This is a genomic window from Bacillus cereus group sp. N8 (assembly GCF_016483685.1).
GTDB classification, from domain to species: Bacteria; Bacillota; Bacilli; order Bacillales; family Bacillaceae_G; genus Bacillus_A; species Bacillus_A proteolyticus.
Genome location: NZ_JAEHBK010000001.1, coordinates 192,762 through 213,241, shown reverse-complemented (window position 1 = coordinate 213,241; position 20,480 = coordinate 192,762). Strand labels below are relative to the sequence as shown.

Below are 20,480 nucleotides of genomic sequence, written 5' to 3'. Positions count from 1 at the left end.
AACTATACCATATACGGTAAGAAGATAATAGCACCAATTGCAACAGCTATAATCGTAAATAATAAAACCGATCCCGCTGCAACATCCTTTGCGTTTTTCGCAAACGGATGAATATCGGTGGTTGCTAAATCTACTGTTTTTTCAATAGCCGTATTCACCATCTCCAAACTCATTACAATTCCAATCACAATAAGTAATACAATCCATTCTATTTTTGTAATATGGAAATAAAAGCCGCAGCATATGACAATGACTGCGGCTAAATAATGAATTTTCATATTTCGTTCATGACGAAGACAAAAGCATATACCAGCTATAGCATATCCAAAACTATTTATAAGTTTTCCTTTTTTCATCGCCCTAATCCAAAGGCCTCTAAAATTTCTTTTTGTCTTCCAAACATTTCTTTTTCATCTTCTTCTGCCATGTGATCATAACCAAGCAAATGTAAAAAGCCATGTAACGCTAAAAACCCAAGTTCACGATCAAAAGAGTGTCCATATTCCTCAGCTTGCTCTTTCGCTCTTGGAATAGAAATAATAAGATCCCCTAACATACGTGGCATCTCCGCACCGATAATTTCCATTTCTCCTTCTCCCATTTCTTCCATAGCAAAAGAAATAACATCCGTAGGCTGATCCTTATCTCGGTAATCACGGTTTATTTCACGAATACGTTCATTATCTACAAATGTAACCGATAATTCTGCGCCTTCTTCTATGTTCTCCATTTGGGCCGCTTTCTCTACTAAACCTCTAATCAAACTTATATATTCGTCTTTCACTTCTTCTGTTTCATCAATAAAATCAATTAATAAACTCATTCTTTCTCCTTTTCTTCCGGCAGTTCCGGATATGTAATACGGGAATGGAAAATACCATTTAACGTTTCACATAACGTTTTTCCAACGATTTGTAGTTCCTTAAATGTCAAATCACATTCGCTAAATTGACCATCTTGCAAACGATCTCTAATAATACTTTGCACTAAATTATTAATCTGATCTGGTGTTGGATGGTTCATCGAACGTACCGCCGCTTCTACACTATCAGCAATACCAACGATTGCCGACTCTTTAGAAGTTGCTTTTGATCCTGGATAGCGGAACATTCCCTCCGTATATTTCTCTTTATCTTCTTTAATCGCCTTATAGTAAAAATATTTAAGTAACGTTGTACCATGATGCTGTCCAGCAATATCGATAATTTCTTGAGGTATATGGTGTTCTTCTAACATTCTTACCCCATCGGTTACATGAGCAATTATAATATCTTTGCTCGTTACAGGGTCTAATCTATCGTGCGGGTTTTCAATACCCATTTGGTTTTCAATAAAAAACTGTGGCTGTACCGTTTTCCCTACATCATGATAATACGCCCCTACACGCGCTAATACTCCATTTGCTCCAACTGCTTCACAAGCAGCTTCTGAGAGATTAGCTACCATTACACTATGGTGATATGTACCTGGTGCTTCCAATAAAATTTTGCGCAAAAGTGGGTGATTCGGACTTGAAAGTTCCATCAATTTCATACTCGATACAATCCCAAGGCCACTTTCTAAATACGGTAAAATCCCCATAGCTAGAACAGAAGAGATAATACCCGAAACAGCAGCCATTAATAATTGCACCCCAATTTCAAGAGGTGAAAAATTCCCGTTACGTAATAATAGCAAAGCCGCTAATACGACTACATTTAATACAGAAACAAGTATACCAGCTTGTAAAATCATCGTACGACGATTTTTTTCTCTCAAGAAAATACTAACTGATAATGAACTTAATAAAACATAAATCCCCACACTATAATTCAGTGTACTCGTTACACCTTCATTAAACATAATACTTCCGCATACAGAAAAGATCATACTCGTTAAAAATACAAATCGATCACCAATCATTAATTTTACAAGTATTGTTCCCATGGCAACTGGAACAACATACGCGATTCCTGCATATTCAAGCTTTTGGAATAAACTAATGATTTTCATTAAAACAATCGTGATAGACAGAATTGTGATGTATGCTAAAACATACGGCCTATCTTCTCTTTTTCGCTGTAAAAATACTTCAAACTGCTTATGCATAAAGTACAATAACACACAAATGAGTACCGCTAGACCAACATAAGGTTGGAAGGTATTGCCCTTCTCTAACAATCCTGCTAACTTCAACTGCTCATATGCTTCTCGTGAAATCGTATCGCCTTCTTTCACAAGAACTTGCCCTTGAAGGATAAAAACTGATGCAACTGAATCTTCCGCTATTTTTTTACTATCTTTCGTCGCAGCTGAATCATAAAAATAGTTCGCTGTAACCGCATACTTCCCTAGTGTATTCACCGCATCTTTTAAATCACTACTTATACTTACGCTACTCATTTCAGTAACGAATTGTTCTCTTGCAGCTTCTTCTTGATCCATCTTGATGTGTTCCCTCATAATTTTATTAACCGCTGTTACAGCCGCATCCTTTGCCAATGACAATTGACTTGAATCAGCATTAATAAATTTCAACAAAATCGGATCGGTTAAACTTTTTGCTAAATCTGTTGGTAATTTCTTCTTTAACTTGTCCAATTTGTCCACATCAGAAATTTTTTTATACTCGTCTGGGCCAGTTGATTTAGCCTCTGCCTCTACTTCACTTACCGCATCAAAGACGGAAGTTACAATATCCACTTTATTTTGCTTATATTCGCTTTTATATGTATATTTATCCTCAACCTTTTGAGCGGCTTCGTTTTTCTTTTTCGCCGTTGCGGCTTTATCTTCAATTTTAATAGGAGAGTGAATTGTTTTTTTAGCAATTTCGAGCTCTTTAACATCTAATTGCTCTGGCTTTACATTATTCATAAGCGCAAAAAACAGTACTGCTCCTAATAATACGTAAGAAACCCAACTTAGTTTTTTCGAATGTTGTATATTACGAAACCACTTAAAAATTTCTTGAGATCTTGACATGATTTCAATACCTTCTCCTCTCCAGAAATAAAGTGAAACTATTTATAGCTTTCATTTCTTCTAGGCAACGATAATTTTTGGACAACATTTTTATCCACTATCACCTATAGTTCATTTCCCTCGTCTTTAATGATAGTAAAAAATATGCCATTCGCCAACCTTATCATACAAAAAGAAATGACCCTGACAAATAGGATCATTCCATTTTATCATATGCCTCAATAATACGTTGCACTAATGGGTGTCTCACAACGTCTGTTTGTTCCAGTGTTATGAACGAAAGACCTGATACACCAGATAAAATATTAGCAGCAATAGAAAGACCTGATTTTACCCCTTTTGGCAAATCTACCTGTGAGGGGTCTCCCGTAATAACCATTTTAGAACTAAAACCTAATCGTGTTAAAAACATTTTTATTTGAGCACCAGTTGTATTCTGCGCCTCATCTAATATAACAAATGAATCATCAAGAGTACGTCCTCTCATATAAGCAAGAGGTGCAATTTCAATTACACCACGTTCCATCATACGCTGTGTGTATTCTTGCCCAAGAATATCGTGCAACGCATCATACAATGGGCGTAAATACGGATCTACTTTTTCTTTCAAATCACCTGGTAAAAAGCCTAAACTCTCTCCAGCCTCTACAGCAGGTCTTGTTAGAATAATTTTCTTTACATACCCTTGCTTTAAAGCTCTCACAGCCATTACTACAGCTAAGTATGTCTTCCCTGTCCCAGCAGGTCCTATCCCAAATACAACATCATTCTTTTTCATTGCATGAATATATCTTCTTTGTCCCATCGTTTTCACACGAATGGATTTACCTTTTGCTGTTTTAAAAATTTCCTCTTCATATAACTCTTCGAATTGAGCAATTTTCCCTTGTTTCCCAAGCTGAATTGCATACGTAACATCTCTTTCCGAAATTGATACACCTTTACGGATAACAACAAGTAGCTGTTGTAAGATTTTTTCTACGAGCACTACAGCTTCATCTGCCCCAGATACACGAACAGACTCTCCTCTAGTTATAATCGATACACTAAGTTCTCGTTCAATTACTTTTAAATGAGCATCATTTACCCCAAATAGAGCGATTGCCTCGTTAGGACTTTCCAATTGTTGGTTCATTTCTACTAATTGTTCTGCCATCACTCAGTCTCCTTGAATATCGGATTCAGATATTGGTTGCGGCTCTGCAATATTTTCAATCACTGTGTAATGTAACGTGACCTTTAAGTGATCCGCCTCAATCTCTTTACTCAAAACCTTATCACTTACAATCATAGCATGTTCATCCAATTTTTTCTTTAGTTCTTTTTCAGCCATCTCTTTTGCTACTTTCATTGCTTGTTTTTCAGTATATTCTCGGTTTGCTTCTTCTTCTTCTCGTACAATACCTTTTTTGTATGCAATCGGTAATGTGAAGCCAAATAATTTCACATCATGTTTTACACTTTCAGTACGAGAGTGCTTATACTTATCATGTTGAAATCCCCATATTTTTATTTTAACACTACCAAATTTCAGAAAATATTCATTATAAGAATTACCAGTATACACTTGAAATTGTGTCTTTAACGGAACATCAACCTCAGATTTGTACCAAGTTTCCCCGTATACAATACCTTTAGCCGAAACAACTGTCGGATTCTCCTCATTACCATACATCCCTGATACGAGAAGCTGTCCCTTTTCTACATGGTCATTTTTCATAACGACCGGTTTTCCTACCTCCACAAACGTTTTCGTAATAGTTGCTTCTTTTTTCGCAACTAAATTTTGCGGCCTTTGTTCCTTTTCTTTTTTCGGCTCGTTTTTTTCAACAATTTTAAAATGATATGTTGTTCCTCTTATTTCCAATCCTGCCCAAGTAATTGCATTAATATTGTCCGTTAAATGCCGCTGAACATCTTCTACACTAGGCATTTGAAACTGTAATTTCCCCTTTTTAATACCCATTTTGTCCAATTCTTTCATCAATATATATTCCGTTTCAGGTTTCGCTCCTGTAATTTCAATTTTCCAAACCATATTTGATAATGCAATCATTCCGAAAAAAAATATTAAAAACCCAATTAAAAATCCACTATTCTTAATTAAACGCTTATTCCAAAATGGAAAACCGTAACGTCCAATAAAATATAATTTACATTCATTCTTTCTATAAATTGGTTTTACCTTTTTCACATCTCGTAATAACATGCAAAAAACTAACGTTTCATCCGCTATTTTCTTTACATCCCAAACTAATAATTTCCTACGTACACATTCGTTAACGAAGCGTTCTGCTCCTCTACCTTCAATTCGCACTTTTACATACCCAAGCCATTTTATAAACCATTTATTTTTCATCGACTACCTTCACTACCTTTCTAAAAGTAGATACAACACTTTTCACTTTAAGCATCAAATAGCTCGTACTAATCGAAACTTTAATCGGTGAGGTTTTTCTCCTCACTAATCGGGCATATGCATAAGATGAAAGTTTAATAGGTGGAGGTTTTGTCCATACCCACTGATTATTAACGCACACCCATCGAGCTTTTACGGGCAGTGAATGAGGGATAAAGTGAATATTAAGGTCAGATCACTAAAATAAAGAAGAAAAACTTCACAAACGGAAGTTTCCCTCACTCCTCTTTCTTTTCATTTTCTAAAAACATCACTTGTTCGATAATCCCTTCAAGCAAAAGTTCTTCCGGGAGGATTGTTTTAATAACAAAGGATTGCCCCTTAATTAATAGTTGACCTTGTTTTAATAACAACCTTACTTCTTTATCTGAAAATACTAATAAGCCTCGATGATTTTCTATATAGATATGCACTTGCCCAACAAGCGTAATCCGAGGTAGATCCATTAGCACATCCACTGGCAGGTCTATTTGCTTCGTTAACCAATTCTTCATTTGTTCTAATTTTTTCATCTCAAAAGACCCCCTCTCATCCCATATGTATGAAAAAAGAGCTTGTAATATCACGTCCAAACTGAAAAAAGCATAAAAAAACGTCTCATACGAAATGAGACGCTTTTTTATGCTAATAGCTGGATAACCAGCTTATTCACAAGTGATCCGTCTGTTTTACCTTTTACTTTCGGCATAACAGCAGTCATCACCTTACCCATATCCGCTTTAGATGTAGCACCAACTTCAGAAATAACTTGCTTAATTATATCCGCTAGTTCTTCTTCTGTTAATTGCTCCGGCAAATATGCGCTTAAAATCTGAATTTCACTTTGCAGTTTATCAACAAGGTCTTCACGACCAGCTTTTTTAAATTCAAGGAGGGAGTCCTTATACTGTTTTACTTCACGAGCTAAAACTGTTAATTCCTCTTCTTCAGTAAGAGTATGTTGCAGTTTAATACCTTCATTTTGTAAAGCAGCCTTAACCATACGAATAACGGTTAATTTTTCTTTTTGTTTATTCTTCATCGCTTGTTTCATATCATCGTTTAAACGACCGAGAAGACTCATCACTTACACCCTCTCTTAGAACTTACGCTTTCTTGCCGCTTCAGATTTCTTCTTACGTTTTACACTTGGCTTTTCATAAAACTCGCGCTTTCTTGCTTCAGCAAGTGTACCAGTTTTAGAAACCGATCTTTTAAAACGGCGAAGTGCATCCTCCAAAGACTCGTTTTTACGAACGACTGTTTTTGACATTCTCTTTCCCTCCCTCCGAAACATCACACTTACATACTAACTTCAGCATGCAAAAAGAAACACTTCTTCAGCATGTCTTTTACGATTATAATACATTTTATCACTTCAGGTCAACTATTTGGCAGAATAAAAGAAGAATAGATGCTCTTCCTTTTCCAAAAATCTATGTAAACAGCCGTTATCGCTCCCACCTCAAAACAAATATATTTTTATCACGAAAACTTTCCCATACAAAATTTGCTAAATAACCACTTATTTAACGGGTACTCCATTACATCCATTTCAATACTTAAATTCTCCACGAAAGAAAAAAGCATGCAAACCATTTCCGGTTGCATGCTTTTTATCCCGCTATTTGTGGGTAGTAAAACTCCCACTAATTATAGTTTCACTTTATTATGCGCTTGCTGACTCTTTTTTTATATCATCTTCAAGAACACGAACAAACTGCGCTTCGTTATATGGATAGCCAGCTTTTGTAATTTTCACTTTTACTAACTTACCGATTAATTCTTCAGATCCTTCAAATACAATTTTTAAGTAGTTATCTGTATAACCTACATATAACCCTTCACGGTCACCCTCTTTAAATTGCTCTTCCGGAATAATTTCAAGCACTTCACCTTCGAACGCAGAAGCATACTCTTTCGCCAATTGGTTAGACAACTCAATTAGACGATGAACACGATCATTCTTCACATCTTCAGGAACTTGATCTTCCATACGCGCCGCTGGTGTACCTGTACGTTTTGAATAAGGGAACACGTGTAATTCAGAGAAACGATTCTCTTTAATGAAATTGTATGTTTCCATAAATTCTTCTTCTGTTTCACCTGGGAATCCAACAATTACGTCTGATGTAATCGCAAGACCTGGTAACGCTTCTTTCAAACGATCTAAACGCTCTTGGAAAAATTCCATCGTATACTTACGGCGCATACGTTTTAGTACAGTATTAGATCCTGACTGCAATGGAATATGCAAGTGGCGTACAACTACTTCAGATTTATCTAACACTTCAATTACTTCATCTGAAATTTGACTCGCTTCAATAGAAGAAATACGAAGACGTTTTAATCCGCCTACTTCCGCTTCCATATCACGAAGTAATCCAGCTAAGTTATAATCTTTAATATCTTCACCGTATCCACCTGTATGAATACCTGTTAATACGATTTCTTTATAGCCTGCATCTACTAATTGCTGCGCTTGTTTAATAACTTCTTTCCCATCACGAGAACGCATTAAACCACGTGCCCAAGGAATAATACAGAATGTACAGAAGTTATTGCAACCCTCTTGTATTTTTAAAGATGCACGTGTACGATCCGTGAAATAAGGTACATCAAGTTCTTCGTATACACGCGTTTTCATAATGTTTCGGACAGCATTAATTGGTTGACGCTCTTTACGGAATTCTTCGATGTATCCTAACATCTTTTCACGATCCTGTGTACCAACAACAATATCTACACCGGGGATCGCCATAATTTCAGCTGGAGATGTTTGCGCATAACATCCAGTTACACAAATAACCGCATCTGGATTTTGACGCACAGCACGTCTAATGACTTGACGGCTTTTTTTATCTCCTGTATTCGTTACTGTACATGTGTTAATAACATATACATCAGATTTCTTTTCATATTCAGTTCTTTCATAACCACCTTGTTTAAACAATTGCCAAATCGCTTCTGTTTCATAGTGGTTTACTTTACAACCTAACGTGTGGAACGCAACAGTTGCCATTGATTATCACCCCATCAATTCAAAATGATAAGAAGCGGCACTTAACGCATAAAGCGGAGCCGTTTCTGTTCTTAAAATTCTTGGTCCTAAACTACATGGTACAAATTTATGTTCACAAAGCGCAGCAATCTCTTCCTCTGCTAAACCGCCTTCTGGGCCAAAAACAATTAATAGCTTTTGACCTGGTGTCATTGTCGCTAAAGCTTTTGCAAAATTAGATTTCTCACCTTGTTTTGCTTCCTCTTCGTACGCAACAAGACATACATCATATTCATTACTCATTGAAAGCAATTGCTTAAACGATGCCGGAGTATGCACTTCTGGAATTTCGCTTCTATGCGATTGTTCCGCAGCTTCTTTCACAATTTTTTTCAAACGCTCAACTTTTTTATCAGCTTTTTTTGCATCCCATTTTACAATCGAGCGGGATGCTTGGAATGGTAAAAATGCGGCTGCCCCAAGCTCAGTTCCTTTTTGAAAAATCAACTCTAGCTTGTCTCCTTTTGGCAGTCCACTTGCAATCGTCACGAAAACAGGAAGTTCACTTGACGCCTCTACCCATTCTACAATAGCTGTATTAACAAATTCACTGGTAATTTCATCAATTGAACATACTGCTGTTTTTCCGTTTATACAGCAATAAATGTGATCACCAGCTGACATACGCATCACTCTCACGATATGATGTACATCGTCACCTACAATGCGAATATTTGTCTCATTTACATATTTCTCTTCTACAAAATAACGTTGCATATAATCACCTTAGTAGAGTTTCGTTCCTTTCGTAAGTCAAAACTTACGAAAAGAACGAAACGTTATCATTTTTTCATATAACAAACGGCAAGCCCCTCACCTTATAGTGAGAGACTCCCCTTTTTCATTATAGACTAAAATCTATATTACGCATTTCGTGCAATAATTGCCACCCAGTCTTCAATTCGTAACACTTCTTCAATTGTAAATCCAGCTGTTTCTAACGCCTCAGAAATCACTTTTTCTTTCGCGGCAATAATGCCCGATGTAATAAATAATCCGCCTGACTTCACAACTCTTGCTGCGTCTTCAGGGAATAAAAGAATAATTTCTGCTAATAAATTAGCTACAATTAAATCAACAGGACCTTCGATACCTTCTAAAAGGCTATTTTGTCCAACATTGACGATGTTATCAGTTTTATTTAAACGTACATTCATTTCTGCACTTTCAACTGCAACTGGATCTAAATCATATGCTTGAACTGAAGACGCACCTAATTTTGCCGCTGCAATACTAAGTACACCAGAACCTGTTCCTACATCAATAACAGTATCACCTTGCTGAACTGTTTTTTCTAATGCACGAATACACATCGTTGTTGTTGGGTGAGTTCCTGTCCCAAATGCCATACCCGGATCTAATTCAATGATTTTTTCATCTGGAGAAGATGGTGTATATTCTTCCCACGTCGGTACGATTGTGAATGTATCAGAAATTTGTACTGGATGGTAATATTTTTTCCAAGCAGTAGCCCAATCTTCTTCATCGACTTCGTTAATGGTAATATTTCCAGTACCGATTTCGATGTCATAAGATGGAAGCACATCAATAGATGATTTTACACCTGCAATTGTTTCCTGTAAAGAATCCGTTTGCGGGAAATACGCTTTAATTAATACACCCTCTGCCGGGTATTCATCTGGATTCAATGCATAAATTTCACCATATTGTTGCTCGCGCTCTTTCGTCAATTCCGCTGGGTCCTCAATCGCAACTCCACTAGCACCAGCTTCATGTAAAATATGAGAGACAGCTTCTACTGCTTCTTCTGTTGTATGAATACTAATTTCTGACCATTTCACAATTTACCAACTCCATTTTTTATTTCCATTATTCCCCTTTGAAAGCACGTTTAAGCTTTCCAAACAAACTATCATCTTGCTCTTCTTGCCCTGCAAATTCACGCAATAAATCTTTTTGGTGTGAAGTTAATTTCGTCGGCACAACAACACGAACGACTACGTATTGATCTCCTTGACCATATCCACGTACGTTCGGAGCACCTTTTCCTTTTAAGCGGAATTCTGTTCCTGTTTGTGTTCCTGCTGGAATTTTTAGCTTCACTTTGCCATGAACAGTAGGAACTTCTACTTCCGCACCAAGTGCCATTTGCGCAAATGTTAATGGCATTTCGCAAATAATGTGATCTCCTTCGCGCTCAAAGAATTCATGGTTTCTTACATGAACAACAACATATAAATCTCCTGCCGGTCCACCATTTACGCCTGCTTCACCTTTTCCAGATACACGAATTTGTTGACCATTATCGATACCCGCTGGAATTTTAACATTAATCTTTTTACGTTTACGAACTTTACCAGAACCGTGACATGTCGTACATTTCTCTTTAATCATTTGACCAGTTCCTGAACAATGACCACAAGCTTGACGGTTAACAATACGACCAAATGGTGTATTTTGTTCTACACTTACTTGCCCTGATCCTGAACAATGTTTACATGTTTCTTTTGAAGTTCCTGGTTTTGCTCCGCTACCTTTACAAGTATCACATGGATCTTCTACTGGAATCTCAACATTTAACTCTTTACCAAAAATAGCTTCTTCAAACTCTAAAGTAACTTGGTATTGCAAGTCAGCACCTTGGCGCGGAGCATTCGGATCACGACGTCTGCCACCGCCGCCAAAGAATGAACTAAAGATATCTTCAAAGCCGAAGCCACCACCGAAGTCTCCTGCGCCGCCAAACCCTTGATTTGCACCAGCATGACCAAATTGATCGTACTGCGCACGCTTTTGATCATCGCTTAATACTTCGTATGCTTCTTGTACTTCTTTAAACTTTTCAATTGCATTTTCTTCTTTACTTACGTCTGGATGGTATTTTTTAGCCAAACGACGATACGCTTTTTTTATTTCATCTTTAGAAGCACCTTTGCTAAGGCCAAGGACTTCATAATAATCTCGTTTACTCATAAATTTGCAACCCCCGAATCTTTCACATAAACGTAATTTTAACACCGAAAGAAAGTGCTTTGCAACAAAGTTTCCTCACTTACAGTATGCAAAATAAAAAACTTAAGATCCTCACACATTTCTTCTCATTCATGAAAAAAGCCAAAGCCAAGGCACGCTTGACTTTGACTTTTTGTCATCTTACTTATTTATATTACTTATCTTCTTTTACTTCTTCAAACTCAGCGTCTACTACATTGTCTTTCTTCGCGCCAGCATCTTGTGCTCCTTGTGCACCTTCCGCTTGCCCTGCAGCAGCTTGAGCTTGCTCGTATAATTTAACAGTTAATTGTTGTACGATTTCTTGTAAAGCGTCTTTTTTCGCACGGATTTCCTCAAGCTCGTTCTTCTCAATCGCAGCTTGTAATGCTTCTTTCGCTTCTGTTGCTTTTGCAACTTCAGCCGCATCCACTTTACCTTCTAAATCTTTTACAACTTTATCCGTTTGGAATACAAGTTGGTCAGCTTCGTTACGAAGTTCAACTTCTTCCTTACGTTTTTGGTCAGCGTCAGCATTTGCTTCCGCTTCTTGTACCATACGATCTACTTCTTCATCAGAAAGACCTGAAGAAGATTGGATTGTAATAGCTTGCTCTTTGCTTGTTCCTAAGTCTTTTGCACGTACGTTAACGATACCGTTCGCATCAATATCGAATGTTACTTCGATTTGTGGAATACCACGTGGTGCGGGTGGAAGGTCTGTTAATTGGAAACGACCTAATGTTTTGTTGTCAGCTGACATTGGACGCTCACCTTGTAATACGTGAATGTCTACTGCTGGTTGGTTATCAGCAGCTGTTGAGAATACTTGTGACTTACTTGTTGGAATTGTAGTGTTACGCTCGATTAATTTCGTGAACACGCCACCCATAGTTTCAATACCTAAAGAAAGTGGAGTTACGTCTAATAATAGTACGCCTTCTACATCACCAGTAAGTACGCCACCTTGAACTGCAGCACCTAATGCTACAACTTCATCAGGGTTTACACCTTTATATGGTTCTTTACCAGTTTCACGTTTAATTGCTTCTTGTACAGCTGGGATACGAGTAGATCCACCAACAAGGATAACTTTATCTAATTCGCTTGGAGCAAAACCAGCGTCTTTTAATGCACGACGAGTTGGCTCTAACGTTCTTTCAACAAGACCTGCTGAAAGCTCTTCGAATTTCGCTCTTGTTAATGTTAATTCTAAGTGTAATGGACCAGCAGCTCCAGCACTAATGAATGGTAATGAAATTTGTGTTTGTGTTACACCTGAAAGATCTTTTTTCGCTTTTTCAGCTGCATCTTTCAAACGTTGAAGTGCCATTTTATCTTGGCTTAAGTCAATGTTGTTTTCTTTTTTGAACTCAGCTACTAAGTGATCAATAACAACTTGGTCAAAGTCATCTCCACCAAGACGGTTATCACCAGCAGTTGAAATAACTTCGAATGTTCCGTCTGCTAACTCAAGGATAGATACGTCAAATGTACCGCCACCTAAATCATATACTAAGATTTTTTGCTCTTCATCTTGTTTTTCTAGACCGTAAGCAAGTGCTGCTGCTGTTGGTTCGTTAATAATACGCTCAACTTCTAAACCAGCGATACGACCAGCATCTTTCGTTGCTTGGCGCTCTGCATCGTTGAAGTATGCAGGTACTGTAATAACAGCTTTCGTTACTGTTTCACCTAAGTATGCTTCAGCAGAAGCTTTTAGGTTTTGTAAAATGATTGCAGAAATTTCTTGAGGTGTATAATCTTTACCTTCAACTTCTACTTTGTAGTCTGTACCCATGTGACGTTTAACAGACATGATTGTATTTGGGTTTGTAATTGCTTGACGCTTTGCAACTTCCCCAACTTGACGCTCTTCATTTTTGAAAGCTACAACAGAAGGTGTTGTACGGTTTCCTTCTGGATTTGGGATAACCTTTGGTTCTCCACCTTCCATAACAGCTACACAAGAGTTTGTTGTACCTAAGTCAATACCGATAATTTTACTCATGGCGATTCCTCCTATTTTTATGTAAATTATTGATTTACTTTTACCATTGATGGGCGAATCACACGGTCTTTTAGTTTATAACCTTTTTGGAATTCCTCCACAACCGCGTTTGATTCAAATTCACTGTCTTCCACTTGCATAATAGCTTGGTGCTCATTAGGATCAAACTGTTTACCAACAGATTCAATCACTTCAACACCTTCTTTAGTCAACGCTTCTAGCAATTGACGATGCACCATTTCCATACCTTGTAACAAGGATTTCGTTTGCTCATCAGTTGTTTCCACTTGCATCGCTCTTTCAAAATTATCAAGAGCTGGCAAAATATCTGAAACTAAACTTTGTGCTCTATATTTTTCAGCAGCCTGTTTATCCATTTGGACACGGCGCTTATGATTTTCAAAATCAGCTTGTAGACGTAATGTGCGACCTTCCGTTTCCGTTAGTTTCGCTTGTAACTCATCTACTTTTTCTTGTAAAAGAGCAGCCTCACTTTTTTCTTCTACAGCTTTTTCACTGTTTTCTGGCGTGACAGCTTCTTCAACTTGCGCTTCTTTCACTTCTTCTACCACTTGTTCGTTACGCTCTTCCACAATTTTCACCTCCTTAAAAGGTATTAGGTATCATGTATAGCATGATTACCTAAGCATTATATATTACACACAGCAATGAGAATCTCATCACTTGAGCGAATGTATTACTCTCATTTACTTTTTAAGTCCGTCTGTAAATTGTCTTGTAAATAACTGCAACAAACTAATTACACGAGAGTATTGCATTCTCGTCGGACCTAAAATCGCAATTGTTCCTAGTTGCTCTTCTCCAATCGAATATGTTGCAGAAATCAAACTACAATCTTCCATAGCTATTGAAGAATTTTCCCTACCAATTTTCACTTGAATACCAACTTGTTTATGACGCAAAATATCATAAAACTCAGCTTCGTTATCAATCATCGTCAGCAAGGACCTTACTTTTTGAATGTCATGGAACTCTGGTTGCGAAAGCATATTTGCTTTTCCTCCAAAGTATATCTTTTCCGATAAAGGAACTTGAAATGTACCATCTAACATTTTTATTGCACTATCGTAATTATGAACATACCCACGCAAGACCGTAACAATCTCTTTAAAGATCTTATTATGAAGTTCCGACATAGGTACACCCGATAGCTTTTCATTTAAAATATTAACCATTTTTTCTAAATCTGATAAATCAACAGATTCCGGAACGGTAATCGTTTTACTTTGTACATGCCCTGTATCCGTTACAATAATAGCGACTGCTGTTTGACGATCAAGCGGTACAATTTGTACGTTTTTAAGTTTATTTGTGCTTAACTTAGGCCCAAGAACAATGGCCGTATAGTTCGTAAGCTCTGATAAAATTTGAGCAGATTGCTGTGCAACCTTTTCTGCTTCAAAAATTCTTTCAGCAAACAAATCTTTAATTTGTACAATCTCAGCGTTCGGTAAGTTTTGCGGGGCTAAAAGATGGTCTACATAAAATCGGTATCCTTTCTCAGAAGGAACACGTCCAGAAGAACTGTGCGTTTTTTCAATAAAACCTAATTCTTCTAAGTCCGCCATTTCATTTCGAATAGTAGCTGAACTAAATGTAATTTCCTCTTTTTTAGCCAAAGTTCTAGACCCAACGGGCTGTGCTGATCCAATAAAGTCATCAATAATTGTTTGTAAAATTAAGAGCTGACGTTCCGTAAGCATCTCATCATCACCTCTGTTAGCACTCTTTGTCTTCGAGTGCTAAATCTATTAATAACTTACCAAAATTGACATTCAATTGTCAACGGAAACGTCACGAAATAATGAAACTTTTTCACGTTTATGGAACATTTAATTAGTCAATCAAAAATGACTGGAACACTTCATTCCCCAATAATTTTCCTTTTCGCGTTAAACGCACATATCCATCTCTCTCTTCAAGCAATCCTTGTTCTTGATTGCTTTGTAACTGCTTCGCGAAAACTTGATCCATCTCCATATTGAATTTCTTTTGGAACTCTACCTTGGAAACACCTTTTGTTTTTCGAAGTCCTAAAAACAACTCTTCTTCCATTTTTTCTTTCTCAGTCACTTCATGAACATCTAAATAAGGAAAGCCTGTTTCATCAATTTTCGTGAAATATTGCTTGAGCGGCCCTACATTTTGAATACGTTCCCCATTTACATAACTATGCGCGCCAGCTCCAAATCCATAATACTCTTCATTATTCCAGTATGTGAGGTTATGTCTACTTTCATTATCACCTTTTGAGAAGTTGCTAATTTCATACTGACTATAACCATGTTTCTCCATTTCATCCATTACCATTTCATACATTTTCGCTTCATGGTCTTCACCCGGAAGTCTCAACTTCCCTTTATTCATTAAGTTATAAAATACAGTCTTCGGTTCCACAATTAATGAATATGCTGAGAAATGTTGTACCCCAAGCGTGAAGGCAATATCTAATGTTTCTTTTACATCTTCTATCGTCTGTCCCGGCAAAGCATAGATAATATCTATATTTATATTTTTAAAGCCCACTTCCTGCGCTTCTCTAATTGCTAAAAAGGCATCTTCCCTCGTATGCTTACGCCCAATCTTCTCAAGCAATTCATCACGAAACGTTTGTACACCAAAACTAATCCGGTTTACTCCACCTTCTAACAATAAGTTTAACTTCTCTTTCGGTAAGTCGCCTGGATTCGCTTCAAACGTTAATTCACAATTCGGCGCAAACGGACGCAAACGGCGGTTAATGATATCGAGTAGTTTTTTTGTCTGTTCCATATTTAATGCTGTCGGCGTTCCTCCACCAACAAAAATCGTTTTCATACTATCAAACGGTACTTTTTGAACCGTGTTTATTATTTCTTTCTCTAAATACTCTAAATATTGATCTACCGGTTGGCGTTCAATAAACACTTTATTAAAATCACAATAGTGACAAATATGCTGACAAAATGGAATATGAATATATGCAGCTTGTACCAAATATAACTCCTACCTTTCTAAAAAGAAAACCTCCGCACTCCGGAGGATTCTCTACTTCTCTAACGTATTACGGATTTGTTCCATTCGCATTTTTCCCCAATCATACATCATTTCAACAATCGGTAAAAGCGACATGCCTAGCTCCGTCATATAATACTCAACACGAGGAGGAATTTCCGGATATACTGTTCGATTAACAATCCCGTCCTCTGTTAATTCTTTTAATTGATTCGACAACACTTTATGAGAAATACTCGGGAACAGTCGTTGCAATTCACTAAAACGATGCGGACCTTCCACACCTAAGTGCCACAATATCACAACTTTCCACTTCCCACTAATAATAGAAAGCGTCAATTCCTTTTCACAATTAAAATTCCCTTTTTCTATTTTATCTTGAATATCTTTACGAATATTTTCGGACATTAATAGTCTCCTAACTCTAGATCAATCACTAAAAAGCTCTCTCATCATTGTAAATGAGAGAGGCTAAGATGTCTAAAAAGTAATTATACAGAAAAAAAGAAGCCGCATAAACGACTCCTTTTTTATTTTAATTATTAGTTGTCATCCATTTTCAGTACAGCCATGAATGCCTCTTGTGGTACTTCTACAGAACCAACAGACTTCATACGTTTTTTACCTTCTTTTTGCTTATCAAGAAGTTTACGCTTACGAGAAATGTCACCACCGTAACATTTTGCAAGTACGTTTTTACGCATCGCCTTAATTGTAGAACGCGCTACAACCTTGTTTCCGATAGTAGCCTGAATTGGCACTTCGAACTGTTGTCTTGGAATCAATTCTTTTAATTTCTCTACGATTACTTTACCACGGTCATACGCTGAATCACGGTGCACAATAAATGATAAAGCATCCACTTGTTCATTATTTAAAAGAATATCCATTTTCACAAGTTTAGATGGTTTATAACCAATTAACTCGTAGTCAAATGATGCATATCCTTTCGTATTTGATTTCAATTGATCGAAGAAATCATATACGATTTCTGATAACGGGATGTCATATGTCAATGTAACACGTGTTTCATCTAAATATTGCATATCAATAAACGTTCCACGTTTACCTTGGCAAATTTCCATTACAGCTCCAACATAGTCATTCGGAACCATAATTGCTGCTTTCACAAACGGCTCTTCTACACGATCGATAGACTGTGGATCTGGCATATTAGATGGATTATCAACAATAACATCTTCACCGTTTGTTAAATAAACTTTATAAATAACGCTTGGCGCTGTTGTAATTAAGTCAATCTTAAATTCACGTTCAATACGTTCTTGAATAATTTCCATGTGAAGAAGTCCTAAGAAACCACAACGGAAACCAAACCCTAGCGCTTGAGATGTTTCAGGCTCAAATTCAAGAGCAGAATCATTCAATTCTAGTTTTTCTAATGCATCACGTAAGTCGTTATAACGAGCAGAATCAATCGGATATAAACCACAGAATACCATTGGGTTTAACTTACGATATCCTGCTAACGCCTCTGCAGCTGGACGTTTCGCATGTGTAATCGTATCACCAACGCGTGTATCACCAACATTTTTAATAGACGCTGCTAAGAAACCTACATCACCTACTGTTAACTCGTCACGTTGCGTTGTTTTCGGTGTAAACACACCTACTTCTGTTACTTCAAATTCTTTTCCAGTTGCCATCATACGTACTTTATCGCCAACTTTTACCGTTCCATTTACAACACGGATATATGCAATTACACCACGATACGGATCATATAAAGAGTCGAAAATCATACATTGTAACGGCTCTTCTGAATCACCTGTTGGAGCTGGTACTTTTTCAACTATTTGTTCTAAAATGTCCTCAATACCAATGCCAGCTTTCGCCGAAGCAAGTACAGCTTCCGATGCATCTAAACCAATTACATCTTCTACCTCTTGACGTACGCGTTCTGGGTCCGCACTTGGTAAGTCGATTTTATTAATAACTGGTAAAATTTCTAAATTATTATCAAGAGCTAAATATACATTCGCTAATGTTTGTGCCTCAATCCCTTGCGCTGCATCCACAACAAGAATTGCACCTTCACAAGCCGCTAAACTACGAGATACTTCGTACGTAAAGTCGACATGTCCTGGTGTATCGATCAAGTGAAGAATATACTCTTCACCGTCTTTCGCTTTATACGTTAATTGTACTGCATTTAATTTAATTGTAATACCGCGCTCACGCTCTAACTCCATAGAGTCAAGTAATTGCGCCTTCATTTCGCGCTGTGTTAACGCGTTTGTTTTCTCCAAAATACGGTCTGCCAACGTTGATTTCCCGTGGTCAATGTGAGCAATGATGGAGAAGTTACGAATTTTGGACTGTCTTTTTGCTCTTTCTTCTTTATTCATCTATGTTCTCAACTCCTAATAGTCTCGCCAATATACACTAGCACTGATTATATCAATAGAGCAGCAAAGATTCAATGAAAACTCGTGCTGCTTACAAGACAAATCATTCTATCTATATCTTATGCGAACAAACCATAAGAGACAAACCTTTTTCAAATAAAAAAACGGCTGTCGTACAAAACGATAAGACAACCGTGCTTCTCGCTACTCTTAGCTAAAAATCTCTTTGACTTTCCCAACAACTATATCCGTTCCAAACTTTATTATTTCATAAGCAACACTTGCTATCGCCATACCAATACCTTCTACGACATTGAAACTCCTTAAATTTTCTAACTGTTTTTGTTTTTCAGCAGCTGAAAATGCCTCGCTCAAAATTTCCGATTCAGCTCCTGCACCTTCTGTTCCTGTCATATGAGCAATTTGTTCATATGACAGCTGACGATAGCCCTTCATGCTTTTCAAGCCATGATTAGCGAGCCCTACTCCAGCTATCATCATAAGTAAGCATACGACTGTACCACACATACACAAGAGCGCAAATCGACTCCAACTATTGTCATCTCTTCCCATCAATGTGTATATGCCCCTGTATTATCCTGATCAATTTGATGATGCAGCGCTGCATTTAAACCACTTGCTATTACATTTGCCATATCCTCTATAAAAGCATCTACTTCTTTTGGGGTCACCATTAAATTATGACCAAGAGGAGATAACACTTCATAAATTAATTTCCGCTTCTCTTCATCCTCCAACGTACCGACAGCACCTAAAAACATATTTCGGCTCTTTTCATCCGGCATATCTTCTTCTGTTAACTTTTTCTTTTCTCCAAATGAAAATCCCGCTGGTAATAAAGATCGTGACGGCTTATGTCCCTCTTTCATCTCTCTTCCAAAGTGCTTCAAAATAAAATCGATTGTATCACTCGTAATAGAAACTGCGTCTACTACAGTTGGAACACCAATCGCAATAACAGGAATTCCTAATGTTTCTTTACTTAGTTCCTTACGTTTATTCCCAACACCTGATCCAGGATGAATCCCCGTATCAGAAATTTGTATCGTGCTATTTACTCGTTCAATAGAACGGGCAGCTAATGCATCAATTGCAATTACAAAGTCTGGCTTTGTTTTCTCAATGATTCCATAAATCACATCGCTCGTTTCAATTCCTGTAATTCCCATTACTCCTGGACGGATTGCACTAACAGGTCTAAATCCTTCTTCTACACTTTCAGGCTGTAATTGAAATAAATGTCTCGTTACCAGTACGTTTTCTACAACTATCGGTCCGAGCGCATCTGGCGTTACATTCCAATTCCCAAGACCAACAATTAAACAACTTGCTTCTTTTGAAACTCCAACATCCTCTAGGAAATAAGAAAATTCCTTCGCAAAAATACGCTCTACTTTTTGTTGAAGTTCTGTATCTTGTTGACGTATACCTTGCACTTCAAGAGTTAAATAATTTCCAGGTTTTTTCCCCATCGATTCAGATGCAATTTCATCAATAGTTACTTTTGTAATTGTAACTCCCTCTTCTTCCCTCTCTTTTACAATAACTCCTTGTATCCCTTTTTGTTCTTCTTGGCGCTCTTGCAGCATTTGGTGTGCCTCTACAGCAAGGTCAGTTCTAACATTATATTTACTTAAATCTAATGGTTCTTTCATCGTATCTCCTCCGTAATTCATAGTAAATATCGTTAGA

Annotated in this window: 20 protein-coding genes; all 20 read right to left on the bottom strand. The window is 37.3% G+C overall.

Features of this window, described 5'->3' with window-relative positions; genetic code table 11:
- Positions 1–2: 2 nt before the first annotated feature.
- The 20 genes from JDS80_RS01090 to gpr all read right to left on the bottom strand — a co-directional run bounded on the left by JDS80_RS01090 (position 3) and on the right by gpr (position 20,443).
- The gene (locus tag JDS80_RS01090; protein WP_071747366.1) at positions 3–356 is read right to left on the bottom strand and encodes a diacylglycerol kinase family protein; all 354 of its coding nucleotides are present in this window, start codon (positions 354–356) and stop codon (positions 3–5) included.
- The gene (gene ybeY, locus JDS80_RS01085) at positions 353–823 is read right to left on the bottom strand and encodes an rRNA maturation RNase YbeY (RefSeq protein WP_199636825.1); all 471 of its coding nucleotides are present in this window, start codon (positions 821–823) and stop codon (positions 353–355) included. The genes JDS80_RS01090 and ybeY overlap by 4 nt, the downstream gene beginning before the upstream one ends.
- Positions 820–2,964: an HD family phosphohydrolase gene (locus JDS80_RS01080; protein ID WP_199636824.1), complete on the bottom strand. Its 2,145-nt coding sequence runs from the start codon at positions 2,962–2,964 to the stop codon at positions 820–822. Before JDS80_RS01080 ends, ybeY begins: the two co-directional genes overlap by 4 nt.
- 196 nt (positions 2,965–3,160) lie before the next feature.
- Positions 3,161–4,120, bottom strand: a complete 960-nt coding sequence (locus JDS80_RS01075; RefSeq protein WP_071771680.1) for a PhoH family protein — start codon at positions 4,118–4,120, stop codon at positions 3,161–3,163.
- A gap of 3 nt (positions 4,121–4,123) precedes the next feature.
- The gene (gene yqfD / locus JDS80_RS01070) at positions 4,124–5,323 is read right to left on the bottom strand and encodes a sporulation protein YqfD (RefSeq protein ID WP_199636822.1); all 1,200 of its coding nucleotides are present in this window, start codon (positions 5,321–5,323) and stop codon (positions 4,124–4,126) included.
- A gap of 278 nt (positions 5,324–5,601) precedes the next feature.
- Entirely contained in the window at positions 5,602–5,895 is a 294-nt protein-coding gene (gene yqfC / locus JDS80_RS01065) for a sporulation protein YqfC (protein ID WP_000732268.1), read from the bottom strand.
- Positions 5,896–6,002: 107 nt separating this feature from the next.
- Complete coding sequence (locus JDS80_RS01060; RefSeq protein ID WP_000054578.1) at positions 6,003–6,446, bottom strand: GatB/YqeY domain-containing protein; 444 nt, start codon at positions 6,444–6,446, stop codon at positions 6,003–6,005.
- Between the two features lie 15 nt (positions 6,447–6,461).
- Entirely contained in the window at positions 6,462–6,635 is a 174-nt protein-coding gene (gene rpsU, locus JDS80_RS01055; protein WP_000048061.1) for a 30S ribosomal protein S21, read from the bottom strand.
- A gap of 396 nt (positions 6,636–7,031) precedes the next feature.
- A complete protein-coding gene (gene mtaB, locus JDS80_RS01050; RefSeq protein ID WP_071747371.1) occupies positions 7,032–8,384 on the bottom strand; it encodes a tRNA (N(6)-L-threonylcarbamoyladenosine(37)-C(2))-methylthiotransferase MtaB in 1,353 nt (450 codons plus the stop codon).
- Positions 8,385–8,390: 6 nt separating this feature from the next.
- A complete protein-coding gene (locus tag JDS80_RS01045) occupies positions 8,391–9,140 on the bottom strand; it encodes a 16S rRNA (uracil(1498)-N(3))-methyltransferase (RefSeq protein ID WP_199636821.1) in 750 nt (249 codons plus the stop codon).
- A 146-nt stretch (positions 9,141–9,286) separates the two neighbouring features.
- Positions 9,287–10,225: a 50S ribosomal protein L11 methyltransferase gene (gene prmA / locus JDS80_RS01040; RefSeq protein WP_071771686.1), complete on the bottom strand. Its 939-nt coding sequence runs from the start codon at positions 10,223–10,225 to the stop codon at positions 9,287–9,289.
- 28 nt (positions 10,226–10,253) lie between these two features.
- The gene (gene dnaJ / locus JDS80_RS01035) at positions 10,254–11,357 is read right to left on the bottom strand and encodes a chaperone protein DnaJ (RefSeq protein WP_071747374.1); all 1,104 of its coding nucleotides are present in this window, start codon (positions 11,355–11,357) and stop codon (positions 10,254–10,256) included.
- Between the two features lie 193 nt (positions 11,358–11,550).
- On the bottom strand, positions 11,551–13,386 hold the full coding sequence (dnaK, locus tag JDS80_RS01030; protein ID WP_071747375.1) for a chaperone protein DnaK: 1,836 nt from the start codon (positions 13,384–13,386) through the stop codon (positions 11,551–11,553).
- Positions 13,387–13,412: 26 nt separating this feature from the next.
- Positions 13,413–13,979 (bottom strand): nucleotide exchange factor GrpE, encoded by a 567-nt coding sequence (grpE, locus tag JDS80_RS01025; protein ID WP_071747376.1) that lies wholly within the window; start codon positions 13,977–13,979, stop codon positions 13,413–13,415.
- Positions 13,980–14,093: 114 nt separating this feature from the next.
- On the bottom strand, positions 14,094–15,110 hold the full coding sequence (hrcA, locus tag JDS80_RS01020) for a heat-inducible transcriptional repressor HrcA (RefSeq protein ID WP_071747377.1): 1,017 nt from the start codon (positions 15,108–15,110) through the stop codon (positions 14,094–14,096).
- A 133-nt stretch (positions 15,111–15,243) separates the two neighbouring features.
- A complete protein-coding gene (gene hemW / locus JDS80_RS01015) occupies positions 15,244–16,383 on the bottom strand; it encodes a radical SAM family heme chaperone HemW (RefSeq protein WP_071771687.1) in 1,140 nt (379 codons plus the stop codon).
- Positions 16,384–16,434: 51 nt separating this feature from the next.
- Positions 16,435–16,809, bottom strand: a complete 375-nt coding sequence (locus JDS80_RS01010; protein WP_071771688.1) for a winged helix-turn-helix transcriptional regulator — start codon at positions 16,807–16,809, stop codon at positions 16,435–16,437.
- Positions 16,810–16,943: 134 nt separating this feature from the next.
- Complete coding sequence (gene lepA, locus JDS80_RS01005) at positions 16,944–18,767, bottom strand: elongation factor 4 (RefSeq protein WP_071747380.1); 1,824 nt, start codon at positions 18,765–18,767, stop codon at positions 16,944–16,946.
- 210 nt (positions 18,768–18,977) lie between these two features.
- Positions 18,978–19,343, bottom strand: a complete 366-nt coding sequence (locus JDS80_RS01000; RefSeq protein WP_199636820.1) for a DUF3679 domain-containing protein — start codon at positions 19,341–19,343, stop codon at positions 18,978–18,980.
- A complete protein-coding gene (gene gpr / locus JDS80_RS00995) occupies positions 19,340–20,443 on the bottom strand; it encodes a GPR endopeptidase (protein ID WP_071747381.1) in 1,104 nt (367 codons plus the stop codon). Before gpr ends, JDS80_RS01000 begins: the two co-directional genes overlap by 4 nt.
- Between the last annotated feature and the right edge of the window lie 37 nt (positions 20,444–20,480).